The organism is Thermoanaerobacterium calidifontis (genome assembly GCF_055381745.1).
In genome coordinates this window covers 1659727-1681478 of the sequence record NZ_AP042436.1, presented here as the reverse complement: position 1 = coordinate 1681478, position 21752 = coordinate 1659727, and the positions used below count along the sequence as shown (strand labels likewise).

Here is a 21752-nt window from a genome sequence, read left to right as displayed (position 1 = left end):
TGAAAGGTAATTATAACCAATGTGGAGGTAGGATTATGGGTAAATTAATGTCAGCATATCTAATGCCGCACCCGCCTATAATTGTTCATGAGGTGGGACGAGGGGAAGAACATAAAATTCAAAAGACGATAGATTCCTTTGAAAAAGCATCTCTAAATATAAAAAATCAGAGACCAGATACTATAATTATAATTTCACCACATGCGTATGTCTTCAGCGATGCTGTTTCGATTGATTTGAGACAAACGGTAGAAGGTGATTTGGGACAATTTGGCGCTTATAATGTGAAAATGGAGTTTAAGACTGATTTATCATTAGCCAATGACATAGTAAAAAATACAGAAAATAAAAAAATACCTATAGCAAAAATAGATGACAAAATGATAAGCAGATTTAAGCTTTCAAAAAAACTTGACCATGGATGCATCGTTCCATTATATTTTGTGAAAAAGCATTTCGAATCTTTTAATCTCATAAGAATGTCATATGGTTTTTTGTCATTTGAAAAGTTATACGACTTTGGAGTCCAAATAGGGAAGTCCATAAGGGAAGGCGATAGAAATGTTGTATTTATTGCAAGTGGTGATTTGTCTCATAAGTTGACACCCGACAGTCCTAATGGATATACACCAAATGGAAAAGTTTTTGATGAGAAATTGTTGAACTTGCTAAGAGATTTTAAAGTGAAAGAAGTAATCAATATGGATAAAGAACTTATAAGTGATGCTGCGGAATGTGGGTTTAGATCCGTTTGCGTCATGTTGGGTGTATTGGATGGCTACAAGGTAAAGTCTAACATTTTATCTTATGAAGGTCCTTTTGGCGTTGGATACGGTGTTGCCGAATTCATCCCCGAAAGTTACACAGGAATGGGATTATTAGAAGAACTGTATAAAATAAAAAAAGAGAGAATAGATAATATAAGGAAATCAGAAGATGCTTATGTGAAATTAGCAAGAGAAAGCCTTGAGTATTATTTGAAAAACAACAGTATAATGGATGTACCGGATAATCTGCCAGATGAAATGACAAAAAATAAAGCAGGAGTATTTGTATCATTGCATAAAGATGGAGAATTAAGAGGGTGTATAGGCACCATATATCCTTCAAAGAATAATATCGCAGAAGAAATCATAAGAAATGCAGTTAGCGCTGGTACAGAAGATCCGAGGTTCTATCCTGTTGAGATAAATGAACTTGACGACATAGTGTATTCAGTTGATGTTTTGACAAAACCTGAGGTTGTAAAATCAAAAGATAATCTGGATGCAAAAAAGTACGGCGTAATCGTAAGAAGCGGTTATAAAAGTGGGCTCTTATTGCCAGATCTTGATGGGGTTGATACAGTTGATCAGCAGATATCTATCGCACTTAGAAAAGCTGGCATTGCACCGGATGAAAAGTATACTATCGAAAGATTTGAGGTTGTGAGGCATAAATGAAAGAAGCACTCTATTATGAGAAGATAGATAACGATAGTGTACACTGCTTATTGTGTCCGCAAAATTGTATAATAAACGATGGGAAATATGGTTTTTGTCGCGCTAGAAAAAATGAAGGTGGAGTGTTATACTCCGAAAATTATGGGGAAATCGCATCTATAGCTATGGATCCAATAGAAAAAAAGCCTTTATATCATTTCATGCCTGGCAGCTACATACTTTCTGTTGGAACATATGGTTGTAACCTAAGATGTCAATTTTGTCAAAATTGGGAGATATCTCAACAAAGGTTGGAAGGGGAATACCTATTGCCAAGTAAATTGGTAGAAATCGCAAAGAAACAGCAAGGTAATGTAGGAATTGCGTATACTTATAATGAACCATCGATCTGGTATGAATATGTGTTAGATTCCGCAAAAATTTCACATAAAGAAGGCCTTAAAAACGTGCTTGTGACAAACGGTTATATAAATATCGATCCCTTAAGAGAGCTTTTGAAATATATTGATGCAGTTAATATAGACGTAAAGGCTTTTTCTGATGAGTATTATAAAAAAATATGTCGTGGAGATTTGAAAAGCGTCTTGAAAGTTGTTGAAGAAGCTGTATTATACTGCCATGTAGAGATAACAACATTAGTGGTGACAGGAGAAAATGACGATTATACTGAAATTGAAGAACTCTGCAAATGGATATCAAGTATAAACAAAGATATCCCTGTACATTTTTCTAAGTATTTTCCTCGATATAAGATGAAAAATCCAGAAACACCAATAAATGTGCTTGAAGATATTTATGCCATTGCAAAAAAGCATCTGAATTATGTGTATTTAGGCAATGTATCTGGATTTGACAACAATACTTATTGTCCTAATTGCGGACACCTCTTGATTAAAAGAAAAGGTTATGTTCACGTTGTTGGAATAGAAAATAATAAATGCGGTAAGTGTGGGAAAAGCTTTTATGGATACACATAAAGCGGATTGTGTTATTTTAAAAGATTTCAACAATTGAGATGCTTTAAAATAAGTTATGATAAGTTATTAGTTGCATGATATAACTTATTATAACTTATTTTTAATTTACAAATTAAACTAAATTGGTTAACAAAATTTAAATAAAAAATTATTAACATCAGAGTCTGCTTAAAATTATAATAAAATATGGCAATTATAACGAGATCCATCGTTTCGAACTTGCCGTAAATACATATAGGGAGTTTACCTGAATAAGGGATGAAGTGCAGAAATGGTGGTTTTATATTGCAATTTTAAAAATATTGTTAAAAACTATTGAATTTTATTACGGTTACTGATATAATAATATTACGGTTACTGATATAATAATTATAGTAAGCGAACTAACTTGGAGGTGTAAGATTGAGAGATAACGGGAAAGGCGGTGCGCTAACAGAAGTAACTTTTTACATTTTGCTTTCCCTGTATACACCAAGGCATGGATATGCTATTATGCAGTTTATTGAAGAAAAAACAGCAGGACGACTTTCTTTAGGAGCAGGAACACTCTATGGAGCATTAAATGCTTTGCAAAAAAAAGGATGGATTGCTTTTCACGGGGACAATGAGGGGAGAAAGAAAGAATATTTAATCACAAAAGCAGGCAAGGAAATTGCAAAGAAAGAACTGCTACGACTGCAAGAACTTATTCAGGTCGCAACTGAAATCATTGGGGAGGGGTAAACTTTATGAGTAAAAAGTATCATCGCTTTTATGATGGTTTATTATCAGTGCAGGAAAATTGGCTGAACAAAATGGCGAAAAAAGGTTATCGCTTAGTTCGCACTGGCAAACTACTTTATGAATTCGAAGAATGCGCGCCGGGACAATTTGAATATCGGATTGAGTTCATAGGTCATAAATCAAAAGAGGACGTAATAGATTATTGCAATTTCTTAGAGGATTTGGGTTATAAAGTGTTTTTCAAAAACATCAATTTGAATTATTCAATTGGAAAATTACGTTATCGTCCATGGGCTGAAAAAGGTGGGCGAATAGCAACAAATTCAACAACGTTTGACCATGAATTGCTTATTGTTGAGAAAAAAAACGATGGTAAGGAATTTGAATTGCATACTTCCTATGAGGATAAGTTGAAATACTGCAAATCTTTGAGAAACGCTTGGCTTTGGTTTCTTTTATTGTTTGCGATTTTGGGTTTTGTGCAACGTTCCATTGTTTGGGGCATTGGCGGGTTACTCGTCCTTATTCCAATTATCGCGTATCAATCTGAAATTATTAAAATCAGACACAATGCTAAGATAAGGGAGTGGTGACTATGCAAAACAAAAATAAATTATTTAATAGCAAAAAGCTTATTATTACATTAGTTGCTGTTATTGCTCTTGCGGCGATTATGCAATTTACTGGACTTGCTTCATTTGGTTCATATGCGAAGGTTCTCTTTTTTGAGAACAAGGGTGAAAGTAACTGGGGAGCCCACTACTATATGCTTACTGGAAAGCTAAGCAAAATTTTGCACTTAGGCGATGAGAAATGTTACTTAGATATAAATGTTGAAACTGATGCAGGAAATATCAGTTTGCTAATAAAAGGTACAGATGGAACAACATATTTTCACAAAGAAAATATACAAACGTCTTCATATAGAGTTACCGCAACTGGTACTGTAAGGGCAACTGTAATTGCGGAGGGGCATCGTGGTAGGTTTTCAATAGAAAAGCATAATGCCAAATCCACCAATCCCTAATATTGGCAACATAACTTGTCGAATAATGCCAAAACGTAGTGGTAAATAATTATCAAATAATTATGTATAGCTGCTTTCTACGTTGAGCTTTTTCACAAGTTATGTTAATAAATTAAAGAACGAAGGTGAGAATACGATGAATGCTACATACATTGGTAATGGTTACAACCAACCTGCTTCTGTAATAGGTTGTGGAGTCCAAACTCCATGCCCATTAGCCGTTTGCCCTCTTGATGGAGGTTGTGGTGCTAATGCCTGCGGTACTGCTGGCTGTGGTGTAAATGCTTGCGGTGTTGACGGTTGTGCTATTAATGCATGTCCGTTAAACGGTTGCATTACAGATGGATGTTTAGCAAATTTAACTCCTCTTCCTGGCCCATTTAATGAGGGTAGTACCAATTCATAGTATAAGGTCTACAGCCTATACTCTCCGACATTTCTTATGCCTAGACTCACAAAATAATCTGTGAGTTTAAAAGCAGCTATACATACTTAATGAAAGGAATGTTCAAAATATGAAATATTCAAAGTACAATTTGGTATTTGCAGACAGTGTTAAAGGGAAGTATATTTTGTTCAACACCTTGACTGGCCATAGCTTTTTGGTATCTTCTGAGATTGCGAACATGCTTCAAGATGGGAAAGTCGATAACTTGGATGAAGAAACTAAAACTCAATTTATTAAATATGGAATAGTTGTTGATGATAAAATTGATGAAACTCGTTATTTCTCTTACTTTCATAATAAAGCTAAATTTGGTACTTTTGCCGTATCGTCTACTGTACTTTTGACATGGGCATGTAATTTTGCCTGTGTCTACTGTTATGAAGGGGCGGGTGCGGTTACTGATTTCATGAATGAAGCATCTGCTGATAAGTATGTGAAGTTCATGATTAATAATGCAGAAGCACGTAATGCGAAATCCATGTATGTCAATTTATTCGGTGGCGAACCACTGCTAAACATTAAACAGGGTTTTTATATCTTGGAAAAACTCAAAAGTTATTGCGATGCTAAGGACATTGCATTTTCCTGTGGGGTGGTATCGAATGGCTCTCTTTTCAATGATACTATTATTGACAAACTCTTGAACTATAAGTGCACTATGGTTCAGGTTACGCTGGATGGTACAAAAGACACACATGACACTCGGCGGCCATATAAGGGTGGAAAAGGCTCTTTTGATGATATAATTACAGCAATTAAGCGACTTGCAAACAGATCAAATCAGTTAAGAACCGTTATTCGAATCAATATTGATAAGTCCAATATTGATGAAGTAGACACGTTATTGGCGTATCTCGTAAAAAATGGGGAAAAGCTGAATATGTGTTCCGTAGACTTCGGTATAGTGCGCGGTTCCACTGCTGCTTGTTCTGCATATTCCGGCAATTGTATATCAGATAGTGAAATAGGCGATGTTTTAGAACATCTTTGGACTGAAGCAGAAAAACAGGGTTTTCATATACATATGAGGCCAAATCGACGATGGATGTATTGTGGCCTGTACAGTGATAGTCAATATACAGTAACTCCAGATTGTGGAGTTTACAAATGTTGGGAACACGCAGGGCTGGAGGAACATCGCATGGGATATATTAGCGATGATGGTAGTCTTATTGATACCAGATTTTCATTATTTGACTGGATGTCTAAAAATCCTCTGGAAGATGCCGAATGTAGAGAATGTGTATACTTGCCAGCTTGTGGAGGAGGATGTGGCGTAGTTAGCTATAATGAAACTGGCAGTTATCATGCTAAAGGGTGTTTTAAAGTTAAAGGAGTTTTGGAAAAACAAATACAACGCTTTATTTCAGAGGCCGTTAATAAATAGTAATAGGTTTAGGTAATTCATATGGGCGGGAAACTGGGGTGTTAGATGTGAAAAAAATATTCTCGTTTTGCAAGCAATACATGTATATACACAAAGCATCGATAATTGCTTATATTTTATTATGTATCGCGGTAAGTCTATTTTCACTTGCCACTCCATACATATCTGGCAATTTTATTGATTATCTCATCAGAGGTGATGGGGCACGATTTTTGATAAGGTATTGCATTTTGTATATTATTATTAGTATTGGCTCTATGACATTGGGGTACATAAGCAATCAGCTATATATAAAACTTCAAATAAGATTAGGATTCGAACTAAACCGAGATATTTTGATCCACATACAACAATTACCCATTTCTTATATTAAGGATCAGGATACTGCATATCTCAGTCAGAGAATTAATAATGACTCTAACACTGTAATGACGTTCTGTATAAGCGTTATTCAAAACATAATTATAAATGCTGTTACGGTTGTATTATCTTTCGGAGTAGTATTTGTTTTTAACCCAATAATGGCTATTGCATTATTTGCTTTGATACCATGTTATTTTATTGCATATAGATTATTTAAAAATCTTCTGTTTAAAAGTGGATTTGACCTAAAAGAGAGGCAATCAAAGTTCTTTGGAAAACTATATGAGCAACTATCGCATATTCAGCAGGTAAAAATTCATTCAATTGGAAAACTTTTTTTGTGTCGTCTTAACACTGTATTCGAGCGGTTGATGTCTAGCGCATTTAGATATCAGAAAATAACGTACTTGTTCTCCGGATTAGACAGTTTTATCTTGACACTTGCACAAATTTTTTTATTTCTATTTGGAGGATTACAAGTTATTCAAGGCAAGCTTAGTGTTGGGCAATTTACAATTATATCTAGTTATTTTGGATTAATGGTAAACTCAATAAGATACTTCTTTTCTCTTGGGAAAAATGTTCAAGATAACATGGTTTCTTACGAAAGATTAGTTTCGATAATTAATATAGCTAAAAGTACAAACGGGAATATTAAACTCAAAGAGGTGACAAATATCTCTTTGAATAATGTTTCTATTTCTTTTGAAAGCAAAAATGTGCTTGAAAATTTTTGCGCAACATTTGATAGGGGTAACATATACACCATAATGGGTGCTAACGGATCGGGTAAGAGCACGCTTATAAATCTTATTCTTGGCCTCTACATTGACGAATTTCAAGGAAATGTATTGTTTAATGGAATATCTATAAAACAAGTAGATATGATTGATGCCCGTTATCGTCTCATAGGAGTAACCGAACAAGAACCAGTGCTATTTGAAGATACTATCGAATTCAACCTAACCTTTAACCTTAAGAAGTTTTCTGATGATAGGTTGCAATTTTTGATGGATGTTCTTGGATTAAGAGATTTTATTTCATCTCTTCCTTGTGGTTTAAAAACCTTTATCAGTGAAAAAGCCGCTAATATCTCGGGTGGAGAAAAACAAAAAATTGCCCTACTCCGAGCGTTACTTAAAGACCCCGATGTACTTATACTTGACGAACCAATTTCTGCATTGGACAGTAGTAGTCGTAACAGATTAAAAGAGTATCTTGTATCAATAAAAAAGCAAAAATTGATTATAATTATCACGCATGATGATACTTTTACTGATATATCAGATGTTGAATTGTCAATGGTTAATTTGAATGCTGAAAAAACTGTTTGACGTATGTTGGAGATTATACCTGATATAGTAATTAAAAAAGGCTGAAACAAATCGAAAAATTGCTACACCCCCTATCTTTGGTGTAAGTTGACTTCTTTCTTTGATTTATAACTTTTTTATATCATTTCATGCCCGGCAGTCATATACTATCTGCAGGTACATATGGCTGTAACATAAGATGTCTGTTTTGTCAAAATTGGGAGATATCTCAACAAAAGTTGGAAGGAGAATACCTATCGCCAAGTAAATTGGTAGAAATCGCAAAAAAAACAGTAAGTTAATGTAGGAATTGCATATACCTATGATTTAATATGAAATTTTACGGTGTGACATAATAGTACAAAACTTGTGTGGAATATAAGAATAGGTTACATTATTTTGTCGAAAAAGACAACAAATTGTAACCTATTTTTGATATTAAAATAAATTAATAACGTAAAAACAAATTTAAAATAAAAATTTAATATAAATATTGACTTTATGTTTTGTATAAAATATAATAAGTTTAAACAAAGATTTTAGTTACATATTTAGGTTAAATAATGATTTTTTAAACACAAATTTTCTAGTGTTTAATTCTTTGTAATCATCATAACAATGCAACAACACACAAATGTTTAACTTTCGTTTTTTAATGATTGTAGTAAATGTTTTATCAAGACTTTTAAGCAATATTTCCTAATGCGCATATTTACAAAAGAAGTTTTAAAATATATAAAATATCACAGTTACAAAAGAGCGGCCCGCACAAAAAAATTATTGTTTTATCGCTTTCATAATTTAATTAAAAATTTTTAAAGGGGAGGTGCCGTCTTTGTATTCTGTTGAAACATGGGGCCTTTTCACATGAATGAGATTTATGATCAGGCTCTAAGGTAAAAAAAGAAAGAGGGGGATCTTATGAAATTCAGGAAACTTATAAGCATGATACTGGTATTTTTAATGGTATCATTGCTTATAGTCGGATGCGGTAGTAATTCAAATTCTAACAAGGCATCTGAAAATAACAAGACCACCACTACAAGTGAGAATGCTGTAAAACCCGGTGAGGCTACGCCTCGAAATGAGACATTGTATATAAGTGGTTTACAGTGGGGACCGCCTACGACGTTTAATCCTTTAAGCCCCAGTCAGACTTCACTTCCGCTATCTGCAACCAGCATAGCAAGGGAGCTTACTTATGAAACATTGTTTATGTACAATCAGCTTGACGGGAAAATGTATCCGCTTCTGGGAAAGACATATCAGTTTTCGCCAGATAATACGGTTTGTACTGTAACTTTAAATCCTGATGCAAAATGGAATGACGGCGAGAAAGTTACGGCTGACGATGTCGCATATACTTTTGAGTTAGGCAAAAAATATCCCGTTTCGTGGTCCAGTAACTGGAATTACCTTGACAGTGTAACTGCAAAAGATGAAACGACAGTAGAGTTTAAGCTGAAAAGCGATAATAAAAATCCATTAATGGTTGAAGAAGCATTAGAATCAGTTTACATTCTTCCTAAACATGTTTGGACAAAGATAGAAGAAAAAGACAATAATGATTTTAGTAAAATATCAAGTGAAGTAAACGAAAATCCTATAGCATCAGGTCCATACAAGGTTTACTATTATGACAATTCTAAAGTTGTCTTGATAAGAGATGACAACTACTGGGGTAAAGCACCATCTATGTGGGGTAAATTGCCTGCACCAAAATATATAGTACACAATATATTTAAGGACAACGCAGCAGGAGACACTGCTTTAAGACAAAATCAAGTAGACGTTTCACAGCAATTTACGCCTAACATACAGACATTTGGCCCAAATATAAAGACATACTTATCGAAACCACCATACTATATGCCTGGAGTGATCCCGTGGCTTGTAATCAATGTTACAAAACCGGGACTTGACAATGCAAATGTGCGGCGCGCAATAGCAATGGCCATTGATTACGACAAAATTGCCAAGAACGCCATGAGTGGCTATTCAGGAACGATGTCGCCATCACTGATGCTGCCACTTGATTCAGAGCAGAAGCTTATAGATCAAAACCAGTTGGCACCTTTGCAGTGGAAATCAAATGATATCGCAGGAGCCAATGCACTCCTTGATTCGATTGGCGCAAAGAAAGGACCTGATGGAATAAGGGTGTTAAATGGTCAGAAACTATCTTTTAAGGTTGAATGTCCGACTGGATGGTCTGACTGGAATGCTGCATTGGAAATCGTAGCAGAAAGTTGCAAAGAGATCGGCATTGATGTTCAGACGTATTTCCCACAACAATCTGTCTGGAACAATGATATGCAGACTGGCAATTTTGATATGGGAATGTACTCATATCAAGGCATTGGCATATCTTCACCATGGGCTCGTGCATATCAAGCAATGAGTTCAAATGGATATGTTCCTATAGGCCAGACAGCTTATTTTAACTATGGACGGTATAAAAACAGCGAAGTCGATACATTGCTTAATCAGATTCCAACTATAACAGATGAAAATCAATTGAAGGATGCATGGACAAAGCTTAATGAGATCTACTTAAAAGAAGTTCCGATGATTGGCTTAATGTACAGGCCGGCTGATTTCTACACCGTTAATACTTCTGTATGGAGTGGATTCCCTGTTGAAGGGGATGGGACGAATATTCCTCCAAATATCTGCATGGATGGTTATGGAATAGCGGCTCTTTACAAAATTCATTCTTCTAAATAAAAAATAGAGGAGAGTTTAAGGTGAAAAGTTATAGAAAATATATGACAAGCAAAATTGCGTGGTATGTCCTAACTTTTGTAGTAGCCGTATTTCTGAACTTTCTATTGCCAAGGTTGATACCGGGTAATCCGGTATCAACCATTGTCTCAAAAATTACAAGCGGTATGGCAGACACAAATTCAATCAAACGGGTTTATGAAACATTTGAAAAAGAGTTTGGACTAAATAAACCTATTTGGGAGCAATTTATGATATATGTATCAAACTTGTTTCATGGCAACATGGGTACTTCTTTTGGCCAGTATCCGAGGAAAGTTACAGATATTTTAGCAAGTTCAATTGTATGGACGATAGGACTTCAATTGCCGGCAATAATCGTAAGTTGGATTCTTGGCAATGTTTTAGGGGTTCTGGCTGCTTATGTAAAAAAAGGATTTGATAGAATTTTATTTCCAGTTTTTTTATTTATAAGTTGTATACCTTCATTTGGATTTGCCATTGTAATGGTGTGGCTGTTTGCAGTGGCATTAAAAATAGCGCCAGCCAGCGGTGGATATGCGTTTGACATGATTCCAAGTCCTACTTTTTCATTTTTCCTATCTGTTTTACAGCATTATCAACTTCCATTTTGGTCAATTGTATTAGTGGGCATTGGGGGTCAGTCACTTGGCATGAGGGAAATGTCGATTTACGAGCTTAACGCAGATTATGTTAAGTATTGTAGATTGTTAGGACTTAGAGATTCAAAGATTGTCAAGTACGTCTTCAAAAATGCGGTTTTGCCTCAGATAACGGGTTTAGCGCTTTCTTTAGGCACGATGGTGGGGGGTGCTCTTATTACGGAAATTGTCTTTAGCTATCCTGGTTTGGGTTCTGTACTTTTTAATGCAATTGCGGCGCAGGACTTTCCTCTTATATCAGGGTGTACACTTTTGATTACTACAGGAGTTCTTGTAGCAAATTTTTTGATAGACATTGTGTATGGGTTGATAGATCCAAGAATAAAAGTGTCACAACGGGAGTGATGAAGCATGAATGGTAATTTTAAGATGATTTTTAAATCGGGCAAGTTCGATGTGGGAGTAGCTATCTTTGCTTTATTGCTTTTATGTATTGTTATTTTTCCTTTATTAAACAAAGAAGATCCATTAAAGATGAATTACACAATGTTTCAGCCTCCGGGAGCGAATCTGCCATTAGGCGCAGATAATTTCGGGCGAAATGAATTAGTTGAGTTGATTGCTGGAGGAAAAACTTCATTGATTATAGGAATTTTAGCTGGAGCAATAGCCACATGCATAGGCCTTATTATAGGTCTATCAGGAGGGTATTTAGGAGGATTGGCAGATAACATTTTATCATCTGTCACAAATATTTTTATTGTAATTCCATCATTTATTATTCTTGTTTTAATATCTGTAAGCATAAGTTCAAGATCGTTTTTGACAACAGCATTGGTGATCGGATTTACGAGTTGGCCGTGGACTGCGCGAGCTGTAAGGGCACAGACAATATCCCTTCGAAATCGGGATCATGTGAATCTTGCAAAGGTTTCAGGGTATAGCGTACCGAAGATTATTGTAATGGAGATATTGCCTTATATTGCATCTTATGTAGGCATGGCATTTATACTTCAAGTTGCGTCAGGAATCCTTTCAGAAGCGACTATATCAATGTTGGGGCTTGGTCCGCAAAATACTGTGACGCTTGGACTTATGTTAAATTGGGCTACCATGTATGAGGCACATATGAGCGGGGCATGGTGGGCTTTTGTACCGCCAGTATTGATGATTGCGCTTATTACATTTTCTCTTAATTTGATGAATACAGGCCTTGACCAAGTATTTAATCCACAGATAAGGAGTTAATAATTATGGCTGAAATTTTATTGCAGGTTAAAAATTTAAAAAGCGTATATAAAACAAGGTTCAATGAAAGGATTATTGCTGTAGATGATGTGTCCTTTAATTTGGAGAGTGGAAAATGTTTAGGTATCGCAGGAGAAAGCGGAAGTGGCAAATCTACATTAGCCATGAGTATTATGGGATATTATCATCCACCACTTTTTTATGAAAGTGGTGCAGTTTACATAAACGGAATTGATATTGCTAAATTACCATATAATCAGTTAAGGGAAAGAATTCTTGGAAAAGAAATAGCGTATATACCACAAGCAGCCATGAATGCTCTGAATCCTACACAAAAAATAATAAATCTTGTAGCAGATGTTATGAAAGAGCATATAAAAGGAATATCATTTAATGAGATAAAAAGGATTGCTGAAGAGAGATTTGAAACACTTAATTTGCCTAAAGATGTGCTTCAAAGGTATCCTATAGAACTTTCAGGTGGTATGAAACAGAGAACAGTTATAGCCATCTCCACAATCCTTAATCCTGGAATTCTGGTTGCAGATGAACCTACATCTGCGTTGGATGTTACATCTCAGAAAATAGTCATAAAACTTTTAAAGGATTTAATAAAAAGAGGATTTATAAAAGCGATGATATTTATAACGCATGAATTGCCATTACTTTACAATATTGCAGATGAAATCTTGGTAATGTACGCTGGAGAGATAGTTGAATCTGGAAAAGCAGAAGAAGTTATATTTGATCCAATTCATCCTTATTCACATGGACTTATGAACTCGATAATCGTCCCTGAGAAAGGCATTAAAGGGAAAAAACTAGCAGTTATAACTGGTGCTCCTCCAAACTTAAAATCAAAATTAAATGGATGCAGATTTTTTGAGCGGTGCCAATTTGCAAAAGATGAATGTAAGAGCGAAAAGATAAATTTAAAAAGTCATGGTCCAAGAAATTACAGATGCGCTTTTGAAATAGATGAGCTTAAGGAGATGTATGAGGATGGCAAAAAGTCTGCCACTACTTAGCGGGAGAGATGTGACTAAAGTTTTTGCTGACAAGAGAAAAAGAGTTGTGGCTGTTGATCATGTGAATTTTGATTTTAATAGCAGTGAAATAATATCAATTGTCGGTGAAAGCGGCAGTGGAAAGACTACATTAGCAAAAATGATATTAGGTTTGACAGTGCCAACAGACGGCAAAATATTTTTTAAAGAGAATCTTATTGATTTGAGAACTAAAAAGAAAAGGATTGAATATTGGAGAAATGTACAACCTATTTTTCAAGATCCTTTTTCTTCTTTTAATATATTTAGAAAGGTAAATAATGTACTGCTAGACTGCATGAAATTGATAGACGTCAAATTAAATAAAGGTGAAGAGCGTAAGTTAATTGAAGAAGCTTTAAGCTTTGTAAATTTAAGATTTGATGAAATATACAATAAATATCCTTTTGAGCTTTCAGGCGGTCAAATGCAAAGGCTTATGATAGCTCGTGTTTTGTTGATAAAACCCAGTCTTGTCATAGCTGATGAACCTACATCTATGATCGATGCTTGCTCGAGAGCCAGCATACTAGATGCACTGATGAAATTAAAAGATGAAATTGGCACTACTGTTGTTTTTATAACACATGATATAGGTCTTGCATACTATGTTTCTGACAAAATATACGTTATGAAAGAAGGTAGATTTGTCGAGGAAGGTTTGCCCGATGATGTCATATTAAATCCTAAAGAGGACTACACAAAGCATTTGATTGGAGATGTGCCCAAAATAGAAAGCAAATGGGCCATATAAAAATGGTAATTAAAAACATGTTCCTATTTTGGAGCATGTTTTTTTAGCTTTTTAAAAAGATGATTTTTGTGTTAAAATTATGATTAGCGTATAAATGTAAATTTACATCAAGAAAGAAGTTGAGTTGTATGAATGTTGATGACATAAAGATGGTGGGAATAGATCAAAACACACCAATTGAAATTAGGGAAAGAGTAGCATTTAATAAAGATGTTGATGTTGCTTTAAATGTATTAAAGAAAAATGATTTAGATGAAGCAGCAATACTTTCAACTTGCCATAGAAGCGAGATATATTTTTTTTCAGAATCTAAAAGCTTTGAAGATATAATAGACTTCTATATAAGGCATTTTAATTTGGATGGCGGATTTAGAAATTATTTTTACTGTATATCAGGATTAAAAACAGTTGAGCACATATTTAGAGTTGCCAGTGGATTGGAATCTATGGTTTTAGGCGAGGACCAGATATTAGGTCAAGTAAAAGAATCGTTGATGACTTCTCAAGAAAACAGAGCTTCAGGGAAGATATTAAACAAGCTTTTTAGGGATGCCATTTCCATAGGGAAAAAGGTACGGACAGAAACGGGATTAAAAAATTATTCATCATCTATAAGTCATATTGCGGTAAAATTTGTAGAAAGTGTATTTAAAGATTTAAAAGGAAAAAATGCCTTTGTAATAGGTACAGGTGAAATGGGCAAGATTGCAATAAGGAATCTTATTTTAAAAGGTGTCAATGTATTTGTGTCAAATAGAACATATTCAAAAGCACAGAAATTAAAATCAGAGATGCCAGAGATTCAGCTTGTTCCTTATTCAGACAAATATGAGCAGATTGCCAAAAGCGACATAGTGATAAGCGCTACAAATGCGCCGCATTATACTATCTCTTATGATAAATTTTATAGCTTCTACAATGGCAAACAGATTTGCATGGTTGATATTGCACTGCCGAGAGACATTGATCCTAAGATAGGCGGAATCCCTGGTGTCAAGCTTTATTCGATTGACGATCTTAAAAGAATTGCTGAAGAAAACAGAATAGAACAATTAAATGCCATTAGAAAAGCTGAAGAAATAGTATTAGAAGGAGTAAATGAATTTAACAATTGGTTTAAAGCCATAAAAGTTGAACCGCATATTAAAAAGATAAACATTTATTCTAACGAGGTTTGTGACAGTGAGTTTGATAGGCTTGCAAAGAAGTTGGAAAAAATGACTGACAAAGACAAGGAAAATATTAAAATATCTCTTAAGAGAGTAGCTGAAAAAATGGCTAACGTAATGATAAAGCACCTGAAGGATGATGCTTTAATTATGGACGAAGTATCGTTTTGCATTGATGGGAGCGAAGTGAAAACATGAAAAAGGTAAGAGTTGGAACTCGTGGAAGCGAATTAGCTTTGACGCAGACATTAATAATCATAAATGAAATAAAGAAATATAAGCCTGATTTGGAGTTTGAAATAATTAAGATAACCACAAAAGGAGACATTGTTAATGAGGTATCTTTAAGTGAAATAGGTGGTAAGGGCCTTTTTATTAAGGAAATCGAAGATGCTTTGATGAATAATGAAATTGATATGGCTGTCCATAGCATGAAAGATATGCCTTTTGAAATACCTGAAGGGTTGAAACTTTTGCCTGTTTTTAAAAGAGAGGATTCCCGTGACGTTTTTATTTCAAACAATGGAAGATTTATTGATTTAAGAGAAAATGCAAAAGTCGGCACAAGCAGCTTAAGGAGAAGTGTACAGCTTAAAAATTTAAGACCCGATATTGAGATAGTTCCTATACGAGGCAATATTGCTACGAGGATAAGAAAGATGGATGAATTGATTTTAGATGGAATAGTCTTAGCTGCTGCAGGTATAAAGAGGCTTGGACTTGATAAATTAGTGAAGGATTATTTTCCTGTTGACTTGATTGTACCGGCGCCGTGCCAAGGTATATTGGCTGTGGAAGTAAGAGTGGATTTTGAAAGTGAATTTTTTGAAATATACCCAATGCTTCTTGATGTAAAGACTTTTTTTGAATCTTCTGTAGAGAGGAAAATAATGAAGAAGCTTGGTGGAAATTGCAAAATACCTTTAGGCGTATACTCTGAATACAAGAAAATTGGAAATGAAGAACTGATTTCAATATGGATTTCGTACTACAAAGATGGCAAACTGCTTAAATTTAAAGAAACTGGATTTGTTAAAGACATTGAAAGTATTGGTGAAGCTATAGTTAAAAAAATTGGAGGTTTATGATGGCAGGTTTTGTTTATTTAGTAGGTGCAGGGCCAGGAGATGTAGATCTTATTACATTAAAGGCAATTGAAGCGATAAAAAAAGCAGATGTGATTGTATATGACAGGTTGATAAATGACAGCATACTTGCGATGGCTAAAGATGGTGCTGAGTTTATAGATGTTGGAAAGATGCCTGATTCACATAAAGTGCCGCAATGGAGGATAAATGAGATAATAGCAGAAAAGGCTTTAGAGGGCAATGTCGTAGTGCGCTTAAAAGGTGGAGATCCATACGTTTTTGGAAGAGGTGGTGAAGAAGGTGAGTATCTTTATGGTAAGGGCATACCGTTTGAAGTGATTCCGGGAATTACCTCTGCTGTAGCTGTTTTAACTTATGCAGGTATTCCTATAACGCATAGAAATTTAAGTTCATCGTTCCATGTCATAACAGGCCATGAAGCAGATGACAAATTAGAAAACTTGGATTGGAAAGTGCTTTCGAAGCTTAATGGTACACTTGTCTTTTTGATGGGCATGAAAAACATCAAGTTTATAGCAAACAAATTGATCGAAAATGGCATGTCTAAAGATATGCCTGCTGCTGTAATAATGAACGGGACAACGCCTAAACAGAAATCTGTAAATGGTACTCTATCGGAAATAGCGTATAAATCATTCAAGGAAGGTATCCACAATCCAGCAATAATAGTTGTTGGAAAAGTTGTAAACATGAGTGAAAAGCTTAATTGGTTTGAAAAGAAACGACTTTTTGGGAAAAGAATTCTTCTGACAAGTGATTCTAATTTGAATTCTGATGCAATCGATGAACTATGCGATAATGGTGCGGATGTTGTAATATGTCCGACTATCAAGATAATTTATCAGATAGATAACGTCATAAAACTTATTGATAACGTTAATGATTATGAATATCTCATCTTTGCCAGCAAAAATGGAGTCAAAGCCTTTGAAAATGCTATAGATATGATGAAATTTGATGTGAGAAGATTGTACAGATTAAAGATTGCAGCCATTGGTGACAAAACGAATGAAGCTTTAAACGAGATGCATATATATCCCGATATTGTACCTGAAGAATATACTTCAAAGGCTTTAGCAGATAAGCTTAAAAACATTCCAATAAAGGGGAAAGTTGCACTCTTGACTTCTGATATAGGCGGTGATGTGCTTATAGACAATCTTAAAGATATCGCCTTTTTAGATAAGATTGTGGCGTATAAAAATACCCCAAATTATGAAATAAAAGATAAATTAATAAATGAAATTAAAAAGGGTATTGATATGGCAATATTTACAAGCACATCAACATTTAACTACATGTCTTTAATATTAGGAGATGATATGTCTTACTTAAGAGATGCAAAAATAGCCGCAATAGGACCTGTGACGAAAGAATCAATAGAAAGAAATGGTTTTAAAGTTGATATAATTCCAAATACTTACACATTTGAAAACTTGATTAAAGAGATATTAAAGCGCGAAGCATGAGAGATATCTTCGCGCTTTAACGTATAATTTACTACGCTGAAATTTCTTTTGCTGCTTCAAAGCTTGCTTCAATTGTTTTGTCAATATCTTCATCTGTATGTGCAGTGGAGAGGAAAAAAGTTTCATACTGAGACGGTGGCAAATAAATGCCTCTCTTTAACATGGCTTTAAAGTATTTTGCAAATAAATCAGTGTTTGATTTAGTAGCTGTTTCAAAGTCGTATACATCATTATCGGTGAAAAACATGCACATCATTGTACCGACGCGATTTATTTTAATATCTATTCCATTTTGTTCCATGCTATTCTTTAAACCTCTGCATAGTTTATCAGCTTTTTTATCCAATTCATCATAGATAGAAGGGTCTTCTGATAATACATTCAATGTTTCGTAACCGGCCACCATTGCAAGTGGATTGCCAGATAATGTACCTGCTTGATAAACAGGACCATCTGGGGAGATCATCCTCATAATATCCTCTTTTCCACCATAAGCACCAACAGGCAAGCCACCTCCAATAATTTTTCCAAATGTGGTTATATCCGGATTAATACCGTATAGCCCTTGAGCACATGAAAAAGATACTCTAAATCCAGTCATAACCTCGTCGAATATTAGAAGTGAACCATATGACTCTGTGACTTCTCGCAAAGTCTTCAAAAATCCTTCTTTTGGTGGAATAGTTCCCATGTTTCCTGCAATAGGTTCAACAATAACCGCGGCGATACTTTCTCCGTATTTTTTAAATACATCTACAATCAAATCACTGTCATTATACTTTGCTATTATGGTGTTTTTAGCAGTTTCATTTGTTACGCCTTTTGAATCAGGTGTTCCAAATGTAAGAGCGCCGGATCCTGCCTTAATGAGAAGACCATCGGAATGGCCGTGGTAGCACCCCTCAAATTTCACTATGATATCCCTTCCAGTATATCCACGAGCTAATCGTATAGCGCTCATTGTAGCTTCTGTGCCCGAATTTACCATCCTTATGACTTCAACTGATGGAACAGCCTTTTTTATTTTTTCGGCTAATTTGACTTCTGCCACAGTGCAAGCTCCGAAACTTGTGCCATTTTCCAACTGATTTTTTAAAGCATTGACTATGCGAGGATTACAATGACCAAGTATAAGTGGACCCCACGAGAGAACATAATCTATATACGTGTTTCCATCTACATCTTCTATATGGCTGCCATATCCTCTTTTTATAAACGGTGGATTTATTCCAACAGATTTAAACGCTCTTACAGGGCTATTTACACCACCAGGCATGAGAGTTTTAGCTTTTTCAAAAAAAGTTTTTGACATTTCATAACTCATTTTTTATCATTTCCTTTCAAAATATTGTACTTATTTATAATGTCATCGTATAATCTTATTTTTTCTTCCATTGAAATTGGAATTGTTTTAAGTTTCTCTCGCACATTGCTTAGCTCAGCAATTAGATTTTCAACATCATCTTCAAACATGTTGTCAAGCATTTCTTTTATTCGCTTTGCTAATAAAGGACTTTTACCATTTGTTGATATTGATATAGTGAGATCACCCTTTCTCATGACAGAAGGAACTATAAATGTAGAAAGCTCTTTATCGTCAACGACATTTACAAGTATGTTTTTTTTCTTACATTCATCCGAAATCTCTTTGTTTATAAATTTATCATTTGTTGCTACAACAACTAAAAAGTAATTATCAACATCATTTTTTTGATAATTTCGTTTTACCAATTTGACTTTATGACTTTTAGGCAGTTCCAAAATCTCATCTATAAAAGATGATGATAATACTGTGACAGTTGCACCAAATTCAAGTAAATACAATATCTTTCTGTAAGCTATATTACCTCCGCCTACAACAAGGCATTTTTTATTTGCGATATTCAACATTATAGGATAGTAAGCCATTTTGCAACATCCTTAGCAAAGTACGTTATTATGATATCGGCGCCTGCTCTTTTTATTCCAGTTAGTGATTCCAAAACTGTAGATTTTTCGTCTATATAACCCATATGAGATGCGGCTTTTATCATTGAGTATTCACCGCTTACATTGTATGCTGCGATTGGGATATTGAAGGTGTCTTTTGCTCTTCTTATTATATCGAGATACGGCAGTGCAGGTTTAACCATTATTATGTCAGCACCTTCCTCTATGTCAAGTGAGATTTCTCTTAAAGCCTCATTAGAGTTTGCAGGATCCATTTGGTATGACTTCCTATCTCCAAATTGAGGTGCTGAATTGGCTGCTTCTCTGAAAGGACCATAGAATGACGACGCATATTTAGCACTGTAGGATATTATTGGCGTATTTACATAACCATTTTTATCTAAAACATCTCTTATTGCTTTTACACGTCCATCCATCATGTCAGAAGGTGCCACGATGTCCGCACCTGCCTTGACGTGTGACAATGCTATTTTTGCTATGTATGAAACTGTCTCATCATTTTGTACATAGCCGTCTCTTACAATTCCACAATGACCATGGCTTGTATACTCACACATACATACATCAGTTATAACAATCATTTGCGGAATTGACTCTTTTATAGATTTTACAGCTTTTTGTATGATTCCATCATCATCATATGCTTCAGAACCTAATTCATCTTTATTTGATGGTATGCCAAAAAGCAGTACGGCGGGTATTCTTAAATCATATACTTCTTTAACCTCTTTTACGAGGTTGTCTACAGAATAACGATAGACTCCAGGCATTGCCTCAATTTCTTCTTTTATATTTTCACCAGGTACGACAAACATAGGGTATATCAAATCATCTACGCTTATAGACGTTTCCTTTACCATCCTTCTTATAACTTCATTTGTTCTAAGCCTTCTTGGCCTTTTTAGCAATTCCATAGCGACACCTCACTAAACATTTTATTTATAAATTATTATATCACTTTTTGTTTGATGTACATGGCTAATTTTTCAAAATTATGTTTAGCAATTCAATTTAAATTGGATTGACATTAATAAAACGATGTGTTAAATTATAAAAAAAGAAATACACAAATTCATATCTATTTACTGTGAATTAAAGGAGGATAAGATGATTTTCAATGATGATTTAGTAAAAACATTAAAAGATGGTGGATTCATTAAACAAAAGCAAAAAGATTACTATTCAATAAGAATAAGAGTAGTCGCAGGTAACATTACTGCAGAACAGATGAGAAAAGTATCTGAACTTGCTGAAAAATACGGCAGAGGATATGTCACATTTACAGTAAGGCTGGGAATAGAGATTCCTTGGGTTCACTACTCCAAATTACAAGAGGCAAAAGAAGAAGTTGAGAGAATTGGACTTGCAATGGCTGGCTGTGGGCCAAGAGTAAGACCGATTGTAGCCTGCAAAGGTACTGTTTGCCCATATGGATTAATTGATACGCAAGGTTTAGCAAAAAAACTGGACGACGAGTTTTTCCCAACACCTGGTTTTCCACATAAATTTAAGATGGGAATTTCAGGTTGTCCTAATAATTGTACGAAACCTCAATTTAATGATATCGGATTTCAAGGGCAGGTAGAGCCTGAACTTAATGAGGATTTATGCACAGGTTGCGGGCTGTGTGCAGACGTCTGTGACGTTAAAGCAATTACGATTAAAGATGGTCTTGCTGTAAGAGATGATGATAAATGTATTTATTGCGGTTCATGCATAAGGGTGTGCCCAATGGATGCATGGAAGAGAAAAAGAAGCGGAGTAGCAGTCTTTGTGGGCGGCAAGTTTGGCAAAAGGTACAACTTTGGATACCATATTGCAGATCTTGTTGATGTAGAAAAAATACCAAACATTATTGAGAAGACAATGAATTTTTACAAAAGTAATGGCATCAGTAAAGAAAGGCTTTATGACACAATAAATAGAATTGGCCTGGAAAATTTCAAAAAAGAAATTTTAGAAGATGAAGATATAAAGTGA

At 34.8% G+C, this 21752-nt stretch carries 20 protein-coding genes; 17 read left to right on the top strand and 3 right to left on the bottom strand.

The genetic code is table 11. The features are described 5' to 3' along the window. Positions 1-35: 35 nt before the first annotated feature. The 16 genes from amrA to cobA all read left to right on the top strand — a co-directional run bounded on the left by amrA (position 36) and on the right by cobA (position 17822). Entirely contained in the window at positions 36-1442 is a 1407-nt protein-coding gene (gene amrA, locus ACZ42G_RS08835) for an AmmeMemoRadiSam system protein A (RefSeq protein WP_464850119.1), read from the top strand. Beyond that, entirely contained in the window at positions 1439-2419 is a 981-nt protein-coding gene (amrS, locus tag ACZ42G_RS08830; protein WP_464850118.1) for an AmmeMemoRadiSam system radical SAM enzyme, read from the top strand. Before amrA ends, amrS begins: the two co-directional genes overlap by 4 nt. Before the next feature lie 402 nt (positions 2420-2821). Continuing rightward, a complete protein-coding gene (locus ACZ42G_RS08825) occupies positions 2822-3142 on the top strand; it encodes a PadR family transcriptional regulator (protein WP_015311792.1) in 321 nt (106 codons plus the stop codon). A gap of 5 nt (positions 3143-3147) precedes the next feature. Continuing rightward, entirely contained in the window at positions 3148-3735 is a 588-nt protein-coding gene (locus tag ACZ42G_RS08820) for a DUF2812 domain-containing protein (protein ID WP_274892897.1), read from the top strand. A gap of 2 nt (positions 3736-3737) precedes the next feature. Then, entirely contained in the window at positions 3738-4169 is a 432-nt protein-coding gene (locus ACZ42G_RS08815) for a hypothetical protein (protein WP_274892896.1), read from the top strand. Between the two features lie 136 nt (positions 4170-4305). Then, on the top strand, positions 4306-4575 hold the full coding sequence (locus ACZ42G_RS08810; RefSeq protein WP_464850115.1) for a Cys-every-fifth RiPP peptide CefA: 270 nt from the start codon (positions 4306-4308) through the stop codon (positions 4573-4575). A 109-nt stretch (positions 4576-4684) separates the two neighbouring features. Continuing rightward, on the top strand, positions 4685-6004 hold the full coding sequence (locus ACZ42G_RS08805) for a Cys-every-fifth radical SAM/SPASM peptide maturase CefB (RefSeq protein WP_464850114.1): 1320 nt from the start codon (positions 4685-4687) through the stop codon (positions 6002-6004). An 80-nt stretch (positions 6005-6084) separates the two neighbouring features. Then, positions 6085-7701, top strand: coding sequence for an ABC transporter ATP-binding protein (locus tag ACZ42G_RS08800; protein ID WP_464852142.1), 1617 nt, complete (start codon positions 6085-6087; stop codon positions 7699-7701). Positions 7702-8601: 900 nt separating this feature from the next. Further along, a complete protein-coding gene (locus tag ACZ42G_RS08795; protein ID WP_464850112.1) occupies positions 8602-10407 on the top strand; it encodes an ABC transporter substrate-binding protein in 1806 nt (601 codons plus the stop codon). A gap of 20 nt (positions 10408-10427) precedes the next feature. Continuing rightward, entirely contained in the window at positions 10428-11432 is a 1005-nt protein-coding gene (locus ACZ42G_RS08790) for an ABC transporter permease (RefSeq protein WP_274892891.1), read from the top strand. A gap of 6 nt (positions 11433-11438) precedes the next feature. After that, positions 11439-12275 (top strand): ABC transporter permease, encoded by an 837-nt coding sequence (locus ACZ42G_RS08785; RefSeq protein ID WP_085112099.1) that lies wholly within the window; start codon positions 11439-11441, stop codon positions 12273-12275. Between the two features lie 5 nt (positions 12276-12280). Further along, positions 12281-13303, top strand: a complete 1023-nt coding sequence (locus ACZ42G_RS08780; RefSeq protein ID WP_274892890.1) for an ABC transporter ATP-binding protein — start codon at positions 12281-12283, stop codon at positions 13301-13303. Continuing rightward, entirely contained in the window at positions 13278-14075 is a 798-nt protein-coding gene (locus ACZ42G_RS08775) for an ABC transporter ATP-binding protein (RefSeq protein ID WP_274892889.1), read from the top strand. The genes ACZ42G_RS08780 and ACZ42G_RS08775 overlap by 26 nt, the downstream gene beginning before the upstream one ends. Positions 14076-14203: 128 nt before the next feature. After that, complete coding sequence (gene hemA, locus ACZ42G_RS08770; protein WP_464850110.1) at positions 14204-15442, top strand: glutamyl-tRNA reductase; 1239 nt, start codon at positions 14204-14206, stop codon at positions 15440-15442. Further along, positions 15439-16332: a hydroxymethylbilane synthase gene (gene hemC / locus ACZ42G_RS08765; protein WP_464850109.1), complete on the top strand. Its 894-nt coding sequence runs from the start codon at positions 15439-15441 to the stop codon at positions 16330-16332. Before hemA ends, hemC begins: the two co-directional genes overlap by 4 nt. Then, positions 16332-17822 carry a uroporphyrinogen-III C-methyltransferase gene (cobA, locus tag ACZ42G_RS08760; RefSeq protein WP_464850107.1) on the top strand — a complete coding sequence of 497 codons (1491 nt, stop codon included), beginning with the start codon at positions 16332-16334 and terminating at the stop codon, positions 17820-17822. Before hemC ends, cobA begins: the two co-directional genes overlap by 1 nt. 31 nt (positions 17823-17853) lie before the next feature. Here cobA and hemL read toward each other — a convergent pair whose 3' ends face one another. From hemL to hemB, 3 genes are read right to left on the bottom strand one after another with little or no spacing between them, the layout of a single operon-like run. Beyond that, the gene (gene hemL, locus ACZ42G_RS08755; protein ID WP_464850106.1) at positions 17854-19134 is read right to left on the bottom strand and encodes a glutamate-1-semialdehyde 2,1-aminomutase; all 1281 of its coding nucleotides are present in this window, start codon (positions 19132-19134) and stop codon (positions 17854-17856) included. An 8-nt stretch (positions 19135-19142) separates the two neighbouring features. After that, positions 19143-19730, bottom strand: a complete 588-nt coding sequence (locus tag ACZ42G_RS08750; protein WP_464850104.1) for a precorrin-2 dehydrogenase/sirohydrochlorin ferrochelatase family protein — start codon at positions 19728-19730, stop codon at positions 19143-19145. Next, positions 19712-20686 carry a porphobilinogen synthase gene (gene hemB / locus ACZ42G_RS08745; protein WP_085112091.1) on the bottom strand — a complete coding sequence of 325 codons (975 nt, stop codon included), beginning with the start codon at positions 20684-20686 and terminating at the stop codon, positions 19712-19714. The genes ACZ42G_RS08750 and hemB overlap by 19 nt, the downstream gene beginning before the upstream one ends. 193 nt (positions 20687-20879) lie before the next feature. Here hemB and ACZ42G_RS08740 point away from each other — a divergent pair, with 193 nt between their 5' ends. After that, on the top strand, positions 20880-21752 hold the full coding sequence (locus ACZ42G_RS08740) for a 4Fe-4S binding protein (RefSeq protein ID WP_274892881.1): 873 nt from the start codon (positions 20880-20882) through the stop codon (positions 21750-21752).

What these genes read in the sequence shown, in the direction of transcription:
- amrS (WP_464850118.1), top strand. Translation starts at nt 1,439, where the DNA reads ATGAAAGAAGCACTCTATTATGAGAAGATAGATAACGATAGTGTACAC.
- ACZ42G_RS08800 (WP_464852142.1), top strand. Translation starts at nt 6,085, where the DNA reads ATGTATATACACAAAGCATCGATAATTGCTTATATTTTATTATGTATC.
- ACZ42G_RS08750 (WP_464850104.1), bottom strand. Translation starts at nt 19,730, where the DNA reads ATGGCTTACTATCCTATAATGTTGAATATCGCAAATAAAAAATGCCTT.
- ACZ42G_RS08785 (WP_085112099.1), top strand. Translation starts at nt 11,439, where the DNA reads ATGAATGGTAATTTTAAGATGATTTTTAAATCGGGCAAGTTCGATGTG.
- ACZ42G_RS08795 (WP_464850112.1), top strand. Translation starts at nt 8,602, where the DNA reads ATGAAATTCAGGAAACTTATAAGCATGATACTGGTATTTTTAATGGTA.
- hemC (WP_464850109.1), top strand. Translation starts at nt 15,439, where the DNA reads ATGAAAAAGGTAAGAGTTGGAACTCGTGGAAGCGAATTAGCTTTGACG.
- ACZ42G_RS08740 (WP_274892881.1), top strand. Translation starts at nt 20,880, where the DNA reads ATGATTTTCAATGATGATTTAGTAAAAACATTAAAAGATGGTGGATTC.
- amrA (WP_464850119.1), top strand. Translation starts at nt 36, where the DNA reads ATGGGTAAATTAATGTCAGCATATCTAATGCCGCACCCGCCTATAATT.
- cobA (WP_464850107.1), top strand. Translation starts at nt 16,332, where the DNA reads ATGGCAGGTTTTGTTTATTTAGTAGGTGCAGGGCCAGGAGATGTAGAT.
- ACZ42G_RS08810 (WP_464850115.1), top strand. Translation starts at nt 4,306, where the DNA reads ATGAATGCTACATACATTGGTAATGGTTACAACCAACCTGCTTCTGTA.
- ACZ42G_RS08775 (WP_274892889.1), top strand. Translation starts at nt 13,278, where the DNA reads ATGGCAAAAAGTCTGCCACTACTTAGCGGGAGAGATGTGACTAAAGTT.
- ACZ42G_RS08805 (WP_464850114.1), top strand. Translation starts at nt 4,685, where the DNA reads ATGAAATATTCAAAGTACAATTTGGTATTTGCAGACAGTGTTAAAGGG.
- hemL (WP_464850106.1), bottom strand. Translation starts at nt 19,134, where the DNA reads ATGTCAAAAACTTTTTTTGAAAAAGCTAAAACTCTCATGCCTGGTGGT.
- ACZ42G_RS08780 (WP_274892890.1), top strand. Translation starts at nt 12,281, where the DNA reads ATGGCTGAAATTTTATTGCAGGTTAAAAATTTAAAAAGCGTATATAAA.
- ACZ42G_RS08820 (WP_274892897.1), top strand. Translation starts at nt 3,148, where the DNA reads ATGAGTAAAAAGTATCATCGCTTTTATGATGGTTTATTATCAGTGCAG.
- hemB (WP_085112091.1), bottom strand. Translation starts at nt 20,686, where the DNA reads ATGGAATTGCTAAAAAGGCCAAGAAGGCTTAGAACAAATGAAGTTATA.
- ACZ42G_RS08815 (WP_274892896.1), top strand. Translation starts at nt 3,738, where the DNA reads ATGCAAAACAAAAATAAATTATTTAATAGCAAAAAGCTTATTATTACA.
- hemA (WP_464850110.1), top strand. Translation starts at nt 14,204, where the DNA reads ATGAATGTTGATGACATAAAGATGGTGGGAATAGATCAAAACACACCA.